This window comes from Salinibacterium sp. NK8237 (genome assembly GCF_015864955.1).
Taxonomy (GTDB): Bacteria; Actinomycetota; Actinomycetes; order Actinomycetales; family Microbacteriaceae; genus Rhodoglobus.
The window spans coordinates 45,127-57,385 of sequence record NZ_JADYWE010000002.1; the positions used below are offsets into that span (position 1 = coordinate 45,127).

At 60.6% G+C, this 12,259-nt stretch carries 15 protein-coding genes and 1 riboswitch; of the genes, 4 read left to right on the top strand and 11 right to left on the bottom strand.

The window, feature by feature from the left end:
- Positions 1 to 225 precede the first annotated feature (225 nt).
- Positions 226 to 999: a CPBP family intramembrane glutamic endopeptidase gene (locus tag I6E56_RS10540; RefSeq protein ID WP_197138382.1), complete on the bottom strand. Its 774-nt coding sequence runs from the start codon at positions 997 to 999 to the stop codon at positions 226 to 228.
- Between the two features lie 88 nt (positions 1,000 to 1,087).
- On the opposite strand from I6E56_RS10540, the gene I6E56_RS10545 reads away from it, so the two are divergent.
- Positions 1,088 to 1,666 (top strand): TetR/AcrR family transcriptional regulator, encoded by a 579-nt coding sequence (locus I6E56_RS10545; protein WP_197138384.1) that lies wholly within the window; start codon positions 1,088 to 1,090, stop codon positions 1,664 to 1,666.
- 109 nt (positions 1,667 to 1,775) lie between these two features.
- Here the strand turns inward: I6E56_RS10545 and I6E56_RS10550 are convergent, their stop codons facing one another.
- Genes I6E56_RS10550 through I6E56_RS10565 form a run of 4 tightly spaced genes read right to left on the bottom strand, consistent with a single transcriptional unit; the run spans position 1,776 to position 5,503 of the window.
- The gene (locus tag I6E56_RS10550; protein WP_197138386.1) at positions 1,776 to 2,795 is read right to left on the bottom strand and encodes a glycine betaine ABC transporter substrate-binding protein; all 1,020 of its coding nucleotides are present in this window, start codon (positions 2,793 to 2,795) and stop codon (positions 1,776 to 1,778) included.
- Entirely contained in the window at positions 2,792 to 3,586 is a 795-nt protein-coding gene (locus tag I6E56_RS10555; protein WP_197138388.1) for an ABC transporter permease, read from the bottom strand. Before I6E56_RS10555 ends, I6E56_RS10550 begins: the two co-directional genes overlap by 4 nt.
- Complete coding sequence (locus tag I6E56_RS10560; RefSeq protein ID WP_374061825.1) at positions 3,586 to 4,869, bottom strand: betaine/proline/choline family ABC transporter ATP-binding protein; 1,284 nt, start codon at positions 4,867 to 4,869, stop codon at positions 3,586 to 3,588. The genes I6E56_RS10555 and I6E56_RS10560 overlap by 1 nt, the downstream gene beginning before the upstream one ends.
- Entirely contained in the window at positions 4,862 to 5,503 is a 642-nt protein-coding gene (locus tag I6E56_RS10565; protein WP_197138389.1) for an ABC transporter permease, read from the bottom strand. Before I6E56_RS10565 ends, I6E56_RS10560 begins: the two co-directional genes overlap by 8 nt.
- 314 nt (positions 5,504 to 5,817) lie before the next feature.
- Here I6E56_RS10565 and I6E56_RS10570 point away from each other — a divergent pair, with 314 nt between their 5' ends.
- Positions 5,818 to 6,474, top strand: a complete 657-nt coding sequence (locus tag I6E56_RS10570; RefSeq protein WP_197138391.1) for a hypothetical protein — start codon at positions 5,818 to 5,820, stop codon at positions 6,472 to 6,474.
- 37 nt (positions 6,475 to 6,511) lie between these two features.
- Here the strand turns inward: I6E56_RS10570 and I6E56_RS10575 are convergent, their stop codons facing one another.
- The 4 genes from I6E56_RS10575 to upp form a co-directional block, all read right to left on the bottom strand.
- Positions 6,512 to 6,835 (bottom strand): multidrug efflux SMR transporter, encoded by a 324-nt coding sequence (locus I6E56_RS10575; RefSeq protein ID WP_197138393.1) that lies wholly within the window; start codon positions 6,833 to 6,835, stop codon positions 6,512 to 6,514.
- Positions 6,836 to 6,844: 9 nt separating this feature from the next.
- A riboswitch (guanidine-III (ykkC-III) riboswitch) is annotated at positions 6,845 to 6,908 on the bottom strand.
- Between the two features lie 64 nt (positions 6,909 to 6,972).
- Entirely contained in the window at positions 6,973 to 7,599 is a 627-nt protein-coding gene (locus I6E56_RS10580) for a pyridoxamine 5'-phosphate oxidase family protein (RefSeq protein ID WP_231606596.1), read from the bottom strand.
- A gap of 85 nt (positions 7,600 to 7,684) precedes the next feature.
- Positions 7,685 to 8,479, bottom strand: coding sequence for a winged helix-turn-helix domain-containing protein (locus I6E56_RS10585; RefSeq protein WP_197138395.1), 795 nt, complete (start codon positions 8,477 to 8,479; stop codon positions 7,685 to 7,687).
- A 332-nt stretch (positions 8,480 to 8,811) separates the two neighbouring features.
- The gene (gene upp, locus I6E56_RS10590; protein ID WP_197138397.1) at positions 8,812 to 9,444 is read right to left on the bottom strand and encodes a uracil phosphoribosyltransferase; all 633 of its coding nucleotides are present in this window, start codon (positions 9,442 to 9,444) and stop codon (positions 8,812 to 8,814) included.
- Between the two features lie 43 nt (positions 9,445 to 9,487).
- Between upp and I6E56_RS10595 the strand changes: the two genes are divergently transcribed.
- Complete coding sequence (locus I6E56_RS10595; protein ID WP_307842830.1) at positions 9,488 to 9,940, top strand: nucleoside deaminase; 453 nt, start codon at positions 9,488 to 9,490, stop codon at positions 9,938 to 9,940.
- Between the two features lie 39 nt (positions 9,941 to 9,979).
- Here I6E56_RS10595 and I6E56_RS10600 read toward each other — a convergent pair whose 3' ends face one another.
- Both I6E56_RS10600 and I6E56_RS10605 read right to left on the bottom strand, forming a co-directional pair.
- On the bottom strand, positions 9,980 to 10,363 hold the full coding sequence (locus I6E56_RS10600) for a hypothetical protein (protein ID WP_197108368.1): 384 nt from the start codon (positions 10,361 to 10,363) through the stop codon (positions 9,980 to 9,982).
- Between the two features lie 18 nt (positions 10,364 to 10,381).
- Positions 10,382 to 11,344 (bottom strand): cation diffusion facilitator family transporter, encoded by a 963-nt coding sequence (locus I6E56_RS10605; RefSeq protein WP_197138405.1) that lies wholly within the window; start codon positions 11,342 to 11,344, stop codon positions 10,382 to 10,384.
- 23 nt (positions 11,345 to 11,367) lie between these two features.
- On the opposite strand from I6E56_RS10605, the gene proC reads away from it, so the two are divergent.
- Positions 11,368 to 12,195, top strand: coding sequence for a pyrroline-5-carboxylate reductase (gene proC / locus I6E56_RS10610; protein WP_197138414.1), 828 nt, complete (start codon positions 11,368 to 11,370; stop codon positions 12,193 to 12,195).
- Positions 12,196 to 12,259 lie beyond the last annotated feature (64 nt).

Genomic DNA, 12,259 nt, shown 5'->3' on the forward strand with positions numbered 1-12,259 from the left:
CATGAAACCGACCCTCTCCCTTTGCACCAAGAGTGTCCTGCAATCACATTCCGCAGTAGCTGCCACAGCAAACAACTTCTGCTCTATGAATGTATAACGGAAACATAACGCTGTCTAGTTATCATTCTGTTATTTTCAGTAATTTCCTAGAAAACTTCGTCTACCCCGCGTTCTGGGAGCATTGAGGGCGCGAAATGAAGCCCTCTTCGACCATTCAATGTTTCTTCACCGACTGTGGGATTGTGCCACGGGCCGCCGTCCGCGCGGATGCTTTTCTGCCCTTGTGATCCCCGACCAGAGCCAGCCCGCTCCCAGAAACATGATCGCTGTCATGATCCAATCCACGATGGCTGGGGTCTGGTTCACGCTCGTGAGCTGGATGAAGTTGAAGATGACATGAAAAATGAGCGTCGGCCAGATGCTTCCAGTGTGAAGGTAAACACACGACGCAGCGAGACCGAAGGCGAGGGCGAAGACAATTTGGCGGATCGTGGAATCCAAGTCCTGTCCGGTGAGCACATTTACAGAATGGGCGAGGCTGAACGCGATGGTGGACACAACGATCGCCTTGCTTGTTCCGCGTGAACGCAATATTGCGATGAAGATGGATCGAAACACTGTTTCTTCGACGAACGCGACCAGCAAGACCAGGCCGGTGATGCCGAGCCACGCGACAGGCGTGAGGGCCGCTGGTCCGCCAGTCGTCGCTGCCGTCAATGCGGCGACAATGATGAGTGGCATGAGTGCGATTATCGACGTGGGCCCGGGGGTGTTGATACCCCGGAAGCCCAGCAGCTGCCATCGCTTCGTCAGGGTTGCCCAACTCGCTATCCCGATGGCGATGGGAAGAAAGATAACGGGAACTGGTGACGACAGCGGAATCCCGGTGAGATAGATCGCAGTGCCGGCTATTCCCAGCAGAACGATAAGGGTGATAGTGGTCCCGACAATGAACGCGAGGGGATGACGCACTGTGATGGGGCGTGGTGATTCGGCCATGATCCAGCTTCCGGATTTAGAATACGAGTGTATTCACAGAGAATACGCCTGTATTCCTTTGGTGGATAGTTATTGACGAAGGAGTTTCATGAAGCGCACGGATGAACTCGCTGCTGCGGCATTGCGGATCGTCACTCGTGATGGGCTTGCGGCGGTAACGTTCCGCGCGGTTGCTTCGGAGTCGGGTTGGTCTCTCGGGGCCGTCCAGAAGACCTTCCGATCCAAGAGTGAGTTGATCGGTGCGACGCTGACTTACGCCCAGTCCAGAGTTTCAGATGCTGTCAGCGTTGAGCCGGGCCGTCCGAGTTTGCGTGACTGGTTGGTGAATCTTGTCATCGCAACGCTGCCCCTCGACGACGATCGCCGCAGCGCGTGTCTTATTGGCGTCGCTTTCTCTGATCGGGCGCCGTTCGATAGCGATATTGCCGAATCGATCCGAGCGTGGGATCAGGAGCTGCGACACAAGCTGGGCATGCTTGCTGGCCGTGCCCACGCGGAAGGCGAGCTCGATCGACGCATTGACGGCGATCAACTCGCCCGAGCGGTGCTTGCGTTCGCGTCGGGGCTAGCCTCGCAGCTTCTCTATGACCCAATCGACGAAGAAGCAGCACGATCTCTCGTGACATCGATCATCTGGTCGCTCACAGCTGTTCCTGAGAGCGACTAAAAGCTTTTTTGCAAGCGCAAGACCGCATGATCGGCACTCGTTGGTGGGTCATCAACGACGATCTTGCGGGGTACTGTCAGCTACGTTCTCTGGAACTTGAAAAGAGCCGCTACGGGCGCGAAATGAAGCCTTCTTCGACCATCCACTCGAAGGCAACATCCGCTGGCTGTTCCCCGTCAACATCGACGAGGCCGTTGAGGCGGCGCATCACGTCATCGCTGATGGCGGCAGTGATCGGGGCGAACACATCCGCAATTTCGGGGTACTGCTCGACGATTTCGGTACGTACGTTGACGGCTGCGCTGTAGGACGGGAAGTAGTTCTTGTCGTCTTCGAGCACGGTCAAGTCGAGGGCTTCGATGCGTCCGTCTGTTGCAAAGACTTCACCGAAGTTGCAGGCGCCGCGATCGGTTGCCGCATAGACGGCTCCCGTGTCGTAGATGCCAATGTTGTCGTCGGCCACGCCGTCAGCGGCACCGCGTTCGACTCCGTAGGCGGAGAGCATCCCATCCAAGCCATCTTGGCGGGAGTTGAACTCTGGTTCGACGCAGAACGTGCGGTCGTCGGCGTCAAGGTTGGCAAGTTCAGAGAGTGTGGAAATGTTCTCCAGCTCGGGGACTGCTTCGCTGCGCACCGCGATTGCGTAGGTGTTATTCATCTCTGCCCGCTGCAGCCACGTAATGCCGTTCGCGAGGTCAGCGTCGTAAACAGCCTGCCACTGCTCTTGAGGGTCGTCGAGGCTCTCCTCTTGAGCCATGTAGACCAACCAGGCGGTTCCGGTGTAGTCCCAGGAGAGGTCTGCTTCGCCGGAGAGCATGAGGTTGCGCACAGGTTGGCTGCCGGGCACATTCGCGAGGTCAGTGACGTCGAACCCGGCGGCCTGCATCGCCAAGACGGCGATCTTCTCCAGCACGAGTGCTTCGGTGTAGTTCTTGCCGATGACGGTGATCGGTTGCCCGACGGCATCCGGGATCTCTTGGATCGAACCCGGCCCCGCGGCGGGAACAAAGGCGGTTGCTGGTTTCAGCCCGCACCCGGTTAGCGCTACGGCGACTGTTGCGAATAGAGCAGCAGTGACGGCGAGGCGTGTGCGCCGACGCTGCCCGCGACGCTGAGTTGTCGAAATCATGCGAGGCCTTTCGGTTGCGCGAGCTGCTCGACGACCCGGCCAAGCAGGTCAATGAGAAGAGCGAGAAGCGCGACGATCAGCGAACCGGTGATGAGCACACTGCTGAGGTCGAGGTTCACTCCGGTCGTAATGAGAAGCCCGAGCCCTCCACCATCGATGAACGTTGCCAGAGCAGCGGTGCCGACGAGCAGCACTAGGGCGGTGCGGATGCCGGAGAGCATGATCGGCACAGCAAGCGGCAGCTCTACTTTGAAGAGCACCGCCGTGGAGCTCATTCCCATGCCGCGTCCGGCTTCGATGAGCCGTTCGTCAACCTGGTCGATTCCGATCATGGTGTTGCGCAGTACCGGGAGCATTGCATAGAGCACGAGCGCGACGACGGCGGCCGTGAATCCGAATCCGAGCCAGAACGCGAGAAGCACGACCAGTCCGATGGAGGGGGCCGATTGTCCGATATTGGCGACGACCAGCACGGGCCTCGTGAGAAAACGCAACGGCTTTCTCGTCAGCAGGATTCCGAGAGGAAGACCGATGGCCAGCACGATCACTGCAGACACGAAGGTCAACAGAAGGTGTTCACCGATGTAACCGAAGAGGCGTTCGGGGGCAAGCGTGGTGCGCTCGGTCTCAGAGAGATCGGCGGTCGCAAGCCAGATGATGAGCCCAGCGGTCACCACTGTGATGCCCACCAGCTGAAAAATTATTTGTCGCCAGGCACGCCAGCGGGGGTCCTTGGCGAGGGGAGTCGCCACCACATCGGCGACGCTCGGGGCGAGAATCTCGGCAGTCATCAGCGCCCGCCATCGCCGATCGGTTCGGCATCGCTGTCTTCGGTGGCCGCCTGCACGATGTCGAAAGTGTCGGTGTTGGTGCCGAGGGGAGCGTCCTCTGCGGGGGCTTGAGTTGCGGCGTTGCGTGCGGCGCTGATCGCGTCGGTAACGACGGATACGTCGACGATGCCGATCAGGTTTTGCCGGCTTCCGACCACAATGGCGGCGCCGACATCCGATTCCAGCATCGAGTCGAGCGCGTCATGCAGCGTTGCCTTCAACCCAACCGTGGGCAGGTTTTCGTTCTTCTGCGTGCCGATGACGTCGATGCGTTTCAGCTGGCGGCGGCTAAGCCATTGCAGTGGCCGCTCCCGCTCGTCAACGATGACGACGTTGTCGTGGCCGGCGCCTTCGAGGCGGGCCAGAACATCCGCAGATCGTTCACCGGGGTGGCCAGTCGTGACTTCGCCCAGCGTGACTTCGCCAACCCTGGTGAGCGTGAGCTGTTTGAGGCCGGCACCAGCGCCAATGAAGTCTTCAACGAATTCGTTAGCGGGGTCAGCCAGGATGCGCTCAGGGGTGTCGTATTGCACCAGGTGCGCGCCCTCAGAGAAGATCGCGATGTAGTCGCCCAATTTCACGGCTTCATCGAAATCGTGGGTGACGAACACAATGGTTTTTTGCACATCTTCTTGAATGTGCAGCAGTTCGTCTTGCAGCCGCTGGCGAGTGATCGGGTCGACTGCACCAAAAGGCTCATCCATCAGCAACACGGGTGGGTCCGCGGCGAGAGCGCGAGCGACACCGACGCGCTGTTGCTGGCCGCCCGAAAGTTGCTTCGGGTAGCGACCACGGTAGAGCGCGGGGTCAAGCGACACCAGTTCGAGCAGTTCCTCTACTCGCTGAGAGATGCGCGCTTTGTCCCAGCCGAGCATTTTGGGAACCATCGCAATGTTCGCTTCAACGGTCATGTGGGGAAAGAGGCCACCGGCTTGGATGACATAGCCGATACGTCGTCGCAGCTGGTCGCCATCGATGTCGGTGACGTCTTCATCACCGATCATGATGCGACCGGATGTCGGTTCGATCAGGCGGTTGATCATCTTGAGGGTGGTCGTTTTTCCACAACCGGATGGCCCGACGAGGGCAACCATTTTGCCGGCGGGAATCTCAAGGGTGAGCCCGTTGACGGCCGGGGCTGCTTGACCGCGGTAGGTCTTGCCGACAGCGTCGAGGAGAAGCCGAACCCCGTAGGAGCCGCCAGTGGCGGAGGATTCGTTGGATGTTTGCAGGATGTTAGACACGGATACCTCGCGAAATGGTGAGGCGGCCGAGGCCGCTGAGCAGTTGGTCCAAAATTATGGCCAAGATCACCACGGCGACTACGCCCGTGACGACAGAGTTGAGAGAGTTAGCGCCGCCGAGGCGGGAGAGTCCGGAGAAGATGAATCCTCCGAGGCCCGGGCCGAGCGCGTAGGCGGTAATGGCGGCGATGCCCATCACCATTTGCGCCGAGATGCGCACACCAGTGAGGATCACCGGCCAGGCAAGCGGTAGTTCTACCTTGGTAAGGATCCCGAGCCGACTCATGCCGAGGCCTTTAGCGGACTCGATCAGCGATGCATCGACGCTCGCCAACCCGACGACAGCATTGCGCAGGATCGGGAGAGTGGCGAAGAACGTAATCACGATCACGGCCGGGGTGACCCCAAAACCGAAGGGCACGATCAGGATGCCGATCAGCGCAAATGACGGAATCGTAAGCCCGATTGCGGTCACGCCGTCGGCGATGCCTCGCAACCAATCGGTGCGGTAAACCAGCACGGCAAGGAGCACCGCAAGGATGGTCGCGATGATCAAACATTGCACGACTAACGAGAAATGCTGCCAGCTCGAGAATAGGATCCTCGGAAAGGAATCAGCAATAAAATCGCCCATAAACACCCCAAATAAACGTTAGCTACGTTGCGTTGCACGATGCGGTTGGGTGCAAGTAAGGTTCGGCCCGAATGGGGGGAACTCTATTGTCTACTGTAGCCACATAGCCTTGCGCGTCAAGTTGTAAAGGGCAGTGTGACCGCCTTGAGGCGTGCTTTCACCGCCGACCAGCCTCCCCTCCGAGTGCGGTATTGAGCGCGAAGATCTCGCGTTTTTCGCTGCGGTCTCCGGACTTGTGATCCGGATTGTGAATGGCGCGGACGCCTCTTTCGGTGAGAAGTAGCACCGCAGAAATATTTGGCTTATTCTCAAATATGGCTCTACTGGATGTCGTTGGTCGTCGGCCCGCGCAGATCGGCTATATCGTCGGCGTGGTTGTCATCGCGGTGGTTGCTTCATCCCTCGGCATCACCGGGATCCTTCACGGTTGGATGCTCGTTCTTCTCGTTGTCGTCTGCTTGGGGCCGCTCGGACTCGCCATCTTTATCGTGGCCAGCTCGATCGCACTTTTTGTGACAGGGGTTCCGGAATGGGCGGTTATTGGTCTCGCCGCTGTCGTTTCACTTGGCGTCGCATTCGTCAATGTCGTTAGCACCCGCCAATGGAGGGCCAGACGGCTCATCGAACCCGATGCCCTCGCTCCCGGACACTTTCAGCCTGGCTGGGACCGACTCTATGGAGGCACTCTCTTTGTGCTGGCGGGCGGCGCGTTCATCGTGCTCTCCATCGTCGCAGGCTATGCGGCAGCAACCGCTGATTATGGCGTTGTCGCGTCAAATCTTGCGGATCGTGCTGACGAAGTGAAGTTTGTCGCTTCGGTAACGTGGTGGCCAGGCTTGCTTATCGCGGTAGTGGGTCTCTTGTGGTGGAGGGTACGCGTAGGGCAACAGCGGCGAATCTTCTCGTGGGGAGCGCTCGACTTGGCTGCGATGCTGGGGTTAATCGCCGCGGTCGTGCACGCCTCGCGATAGCCCTTTGCCCTGTGCCAGAGCCGCGGCCGTCGAAAAGCTAGTGCGCCGTATCGACGAGCTTGAGCCCGACGATGCAGCCGACGAGGCCCATGAGGAGCAGCACCTTGACCCACGAGACGGGTTCCCCGCCGAAGATCATCGCGTAGGTCACGGTGAGCGCAGCGCCGATGCCTACCCAGATGGCGTAGGCGGTGCCGATCGGAATCTCGCGCATCGCGTAGCCGAGGCCGACCATGCTCGCGAGAATCGCGACGCCGAAAATCACGGTTGGCCAGAGCTTTGTGAAGCCCTCCGATTTGCCCAGAGCGGTAGCCCAGACGGCTTCGAGCACGCCAGAAAGAATCAAAACAAGCCAATACACAAGAGTCTCCTTGGCCAGTCTTTTCGCGTACCCGGTACTGATCCGTCGTCGGGAGCCGTCGTTGCGGCTACCCGTTTAGAGTATCAAAGCGGGGGTGAATTGGCAGAGCGGCGGTGTTTGCCGCTAGCGGACATCCGCTATTCGAACGCCCGAACAGACTCAGGCACGCGGATGCCGGAGCGCAGGTCAGGCGTGGCAACAACCTCCACGGCTCGAGCCCCGAACCGCACCTGCCCGCCCCACGCGTCGCCCGCGATATCGGCATCGGTGTCATCGGGCCAGTCGTCGGAGGTGCGCAACGACCATTCCGCGATCGGCAACGCAAGCACGAGGGTGGCTGCGAGTTCTTTCTTGCTGTTGGGGCGCACTTCGGCCAGGCGGCCGGGGATCATCTTCTCGGTGATGGCGTTGACGGCGGCAGCCTTCTCCTCGCCCTCCAGCACGCGGAACGATCCGAACAATACTGCGCTGCTGTAGACCAACGACGACTCGAAGGCGGAGCGTGCCACCACGATGCCGCCGACTGCCGTGACCGAGATCGCGACGGGGGCTCCCGAAACGAGCCGCATCCAGCGAGAGCCACTGGAGCCGTGCACGATCAGCTCATCGCCGAGGCGGGCGACCGCGGTCGGCAGCACTCCGGGGGTTCCGTCGTCATGAACGTAGGCGACGTTCCCGACGATCTCCGAGTGGAGGAGGGCGTCGAGGGCTTCTCGATCGCGCGACATCTTCTCGGGCATCCGGGTGGCATCAGTCGTTGTCATCCGGTCAGTGTGACACGCGCCAGCACTGAACCTCCACGTCGAGCGAGAGTGGTTCTCCGCGCACGCGAGGGCCGCGCGAGCTGCCCTAGATGAAGTCGGGGCTGGGCGTCGACGCGAAGCGCACCGAGACATCCGGATGACGGTCGTAGCGGTAGCCGATGCCACGAACCGTACGAACAACATCTTCGTACGCGCCGAGCTTGGAGCGCAGGCGACGAATGTGCACGTCGATGGTGCGCTCGTTGGGAGCTTCGTCGTCTTCCGCTGACCACAGCGTAGAGATGAGCTGGGCGCGGTCGATGGTCTGTGATTCGCGCAGGATGAGGAACTGCAGCAACTCGAACTCTTTGTAGGTGAGGGCTGCGGGCGCGTCGTCGATGAGCACGCGCTTGCGGGAGAGGTCAACGACCACACCGCTCGCGGGCTTCTCTTCGGGCTCTTCCACCTGGCGGTGCTTGGCGAGAGCGGAAGGGTCTTGCAGGGCGAGGCGCACAACATCAACGTCGCGTCCACCAGCACCAACGGGTGCCAAGGCGACGGCGGCGTGAGTTTCGGCGTTCGGTACGAGCTGCTGCGTGAGGAGCTTGAGCTGTTCGACGATTGCGCTGAGGTCGGTGCCAGCGGCGGCAGCCTTGAGCTCGTCGATGCCGACGTAGAGCACGAAGCCACGAGCTTCGGTTCCCTGCGGAACAGCCCGCAAGTGCGGTGCGTCAGCGGTAGGGGCGGCCTGTGCCGGTGCCGGTGTTGCCGGGCGCACGGTGCGAGCGGGCTGCACGGCAATCGACAGGTCGCGGGCCGGCGGAGTGTAGGTCGGTGCCAACGCGGGAGCCGCGGAAGCGAAAGAGGTGCGAGTGGTGCGTTCGATTGTTGCAAGTGACATGGGTCCAGAAATCCTTGGAGAAGGGGTGAAGGGCCTCTGATGATGAGGGTGTGATCCTTCGGAATAAAACAAGTGTGACGAGCTAGATAGACGCCGTTATGAGGACGAAGATCTGGGGACATTCATTCTGGTGAGAATGTCCGGCGCAAGGTTGGCCGACTAGGCACACATTCGACAACACGAAACGTCGCTAGCCACCGCGGTGCTCGTAAGCATCGCGCTAGCGGTCCTGGAAGCCACGAGGGCGGTCAGGTCGCGAGTTTGTACAGTCATGGTTGCAATGATGTTTCATGCAGCGCGCCTCTGTCAAGTTGCGCGCGAAAATTGTGCTGCTAGACGAGACCGTATAGTCGGTCGCCAGCATCGCCGAGGCCGGGCACGATGTAGCCGTTCTCGTTGAGGCGTTCGTCAAGCGCACCGAGCACGATCGTGACGTCTTGGCCTTCCATGGCCTTCTCGAGGGCAGCGAGGCCTTCGGGGGCTCCGAGGATGCAGACGGCCGTGACATCCGTAGCTCCACGGTCGAGAAGGTACTGAATCGCAGCGATGAGCGAACCGCCGGTGGCAAGCATGGGATCGAGCACGAAGCACTGGCGGTTCGACAGATCGTCGGGCAGGCGCTCCGCGTAGGTGTCTGGTTGCAGGGTTTCTTCGTTGCGCACCATGCCCAAGAATCCGACCTCAGCGGTGGGAACGAGCTTGACCATGCCCTCGAGCATTCCGAGCCCGGCACGCAAGATGGGCACAACAAGAGGCTTGGGCGAGCTGATCGCGACACCCGTGGTCTTCGTGACCGGGGTTTCGATGTCGACCGCTTCGACCCGCACCGAGCGGGTGGCCTCATAGGCCAGAAGGGTCACAAGTTCTTCCGTCAGCGCCCGAAAAGTGGGGGCCGCGGTGTTCTTGTCGCGCAGCACGGTGAGCTTGTGCGTGATGAGCGGGTGGTCGGCAACGTGAACTCGCATAGGCTAAATCTACTTGAGGTGCAGACCAGTTGGAGAACCGATCGTGACAAAGTTCGATCAATGGATGACGCGGGCCATCGCTGAGGCGAAGCTCACAGCCGATTCTGCCGACGTTCCTGTCGCCGCTCTTGTCTTTGATCAGAACGACAATCTCGTCTCCGTTGGGCGCAATGAGCGGGAGCTCACGGGCGACCCCACGGCGCACGCCGAGGTTGTGGCAATCCGAGCAGCGGCCGCGGCCACCGGTTCGTGGCGCCTCGACGAGATGACTCTCGTTGTCACCCTTGAGCCGTGCACGATGTGTGCTGGCGCGATTCTGCAGGCCCGCATCCCGCGTGTGGTGTTTGGGGCGTGGGACGAAAAAGCCGGCGCATCAGGCAGCGTTAATGATTTGCTGCGTGACCGCCGGCTTCCGCACAAGGTCGAGGTTATTGCGGGCATCCAAGAGGCTGAATGCGCCGCACTGCTGACGGATTTTTTCGAAGCTCGCCGCTAGCCCGCTAGCCCGCTAGCCCGCTAGCCCGCTAGGCCCGGCTTAGTGCCAGAGCACCGCAACGAACACGTTGATGAGCGCGCCCATGCCCGCAAGGTGCAGGAAAGGCAGGGTGGCTTTCTTTTCGCTGGTGCCCGCGCTGAGGGCCTTGGCCTGGCGTGAGCGCGCAATCATGACGGCGACGAGCACAACGATCGCGAAGATCAGCTTCACGGCGATCTTGGCGTTGTTGACGTCTTCGTCGTTCATTTGCACGAGGCCAACAAGGATGAGTCCGGTGACGAGCTGCGTGATGGCACCAATCAGCATCGTGCCCAGTTCAAAACCTTCTTTGCGGCGCAGCTGAAGTGCGAATGATCCAATGATCAGAGCGAGCCCCAGAATGTGCAGCGCGAGCACGGTGTGAATGATTGGTTCGAAGTTCATGGTGTCGGGTTCTTTCTGCTAATCATTTCCCACGATGACGATTGCGTCTGTGGGTGGTGCGGCTTCGGGCGGACGACGGTAGACGTCGGGCTCGATGTAGATGACGCGCGCCATGGGCTCGGCCTCACGAATGTCTCGTTCGACACTATCGATGCTGGCAGCCACGTCGCTCACCCGCGTCTGCGCTCCGAAGTCGATCTTGGCCGCAACCATGAGTTCTTCTGGCCCGAGGTAGAGCGTCTTCATGTGGATGAGCGAGCGCACGTCGGGGTGGGCGTTGATGGTGTCGCGGATGAGGTTGCGCTGCTTCGTGGTTGCACCTTCGCCGACGAGCAGGCTCTTCGTTTCGATGCCGAGGACGATCGCAACGAGAATCAGCAAGATGCCGATGGCGATCGTGCCGATGGCATCCCAGAGGGAATCGCCGGTGACAATCGTGAGGCCAACGCCGAAGAGGGCGAGAACGAGACCGAGAAGGGCGGCAACGTCTTCGAGCAGCACGACGGGCAGCTCGGGGGCCTTCGCGTGACGGATAAACGAAATCCAGCTTTGCTTGCCTCGAACGAGGTTCGACTCCTTCACGGCGGTGCGCAGCGAGAAGCCTTCCAGCCCGATGGCAATCAACAGCACCGTGATCGGCAACCACGCTTGCTCAAGCTGGTGCGGGTCTTGCACTTTGTTGATGCCCTCGTAGAGCGAGAACACGCCACCGACCGAGAACAGAATGATCGAAACAACAAAGGCATAGACGTAGCGCTCGCGACCGTAGCCGAACGGATGCTCGGCATCCGCGTGCTTCTTGGCTTGCTTGCCGCCCAGCAGCAGAAGACCCTGGTTGCCGGAATCGGCGAGTGAGTGAACGCTCTCGGCAAGCATCGAACTGGATCCCGAAACGAGGAAGGCAACGAATTTGGTAACCGCAATTCCTGCGTTTGCCAACAGTGCCGCAACGATTGCTTTATTTCCGCCTGACGCGCTCATGGCATCAATCCTAGGATGTTCACGTGACTACTTCTCTTCCTAGCATTGCAATTGTCGGCGCCGGATCAATGGGGGGTGCCATCCTGCAGGGTTTGCTTGACCCCTCGGTGACTGTAAGCGGGGGCATCCGCGTAACAAATCGCACCGAAGCTAAGGCTGCTGTGGTGCGTTCTGAGGGCGTGGAGTCCTTTGCGCTGGAGAATACTCCTGATGGCAATGCGCGCGCTGTGAAGGGGGCAAAGGTCGTGATGCTGGGGGTAAAGCCCGCCATGATCCCCGACACCCTTACCGCCCTCGCCCCATTCTTGGAACCCGATGCGATCATCATCAGCGTTGCTGCCGGTGTCACAACAGCTCGGATGGAAGGCATCGTCGACAACGTCGTGTTGCGTGCCATGCCCAACACTCCCGCTATCGTCGGCAAGGCCGTGACCGGACTCAGCGCTGGGTCGCGCGCCACCGCGGATGACCTCGCTCTCGGCCGCGCCGTGTTCGAAACCGTCGGCACCGTCGTCGAGACGCCCGAATCGCAGATTGATGCGCTCAGCACCATCTCGGGTTCCGGCCCGGCCTACGTGTTCTTGATTCTCGAAGAGTTTGCTCGCACCGCTGTCGACATGGGCTTCACCCCCGAGCAGGCACTTACCTTGGTAGCCGGAACGTTTGAAGGATCGCTGGCGTTGCTGGCGTCATCCGACAGTTCTCCGGCGCAACTGCGTAAGCAGGTTACGAGTCCCAAGGGCACGACCGAGCGTGCGGTTGAACAGCTGCAAGCTGCCGATCTGAAGACGATTTTCGACAAGGCGACCGCTGCGGCGCTCGCCCGGGCCACGGAGCTCGCTGCCGGCTAATCGCTCTTACCTGTTCGCGCCGGCCCATTCGCGCGGCCCCATTCGTGCCGCCTTGCGCATGCGG

Coding starts and splice junctions, on each gene's coding strand:
- I6E56_RS10540 (WP_197138382.1), bottom strand. CDS start 999: ATGGCCGAATCACCACGCCCCATCACAGTGCGTCATCCCCTCGCGTTC.
- I6E56_RS10545 (WP_197138384.1), top strand. CDS start 1,088: ATGAAGCGCACGGATGAACTCGCTGCTGCGGCATTGCGGATCGTCACT.
- I6E56_RS10550 (WP_197138386.1), bottom strand. CDS start 2,795: ATGATTTCGACAACTCAGCGTCGCGGGCAGCGTCGGCGCACACGCCTC.
- I6E56_RS10555 (WP_197138388.1), bottom strand. CDS start 3,586: ATGACTGCCGAGATTCTCGCCCCGAGCGTCGCCGATGTGGTGGCGACT.
- I6E56_RS10565 (WP_197138389.1), bottom strand. CDS start 5,503: ATGGGCGATTTTATTGCTGATTCCTTTCCGAGGATCCTATTCTCGAGC.
- I6E56_RS10570 (WP_197138391.1), top strand. CDS start 5,818: ATGGCTCTACTGGATGTCGTTGGTCGTCGGCCCGCGCAGATCGGCTAT.
- I6E56_RS10580 (WP_231606596.1), bottom strand. CDS start 7,599: ATGACAACGACTGATGCCACCCGGATGCCCGAGAAGATGTCGCGCGAT.
- I6E56_RS10585 (WP_197138395.1), bottom strand. CDS start 8,479: ATGTCACTTGCAACAATCGAACGCACCACTCGCACCTCTTTCGCTTCC.
- upp (WP_197138397.1), bottom strand. CDS start 9,444: ATGCGAGTTCACGTTGCCGACCACCCGCTCATCACGCACAAGCTCACC.
- I6E56_RS10600 (WP_197108368.1), bottom strand. CDS start 10,363: ATGAACTTCGAACCAATCATTCACACCGTGCTCGCGCTGCACATTCTG.
- I6E56_RS10605 (WP_197138405.1), bottom strand. CDS start 11,344: ATGAGCGCGTCAGGCGGAAATAAAGCAATCGTTGCGGCACTGTTGGCA.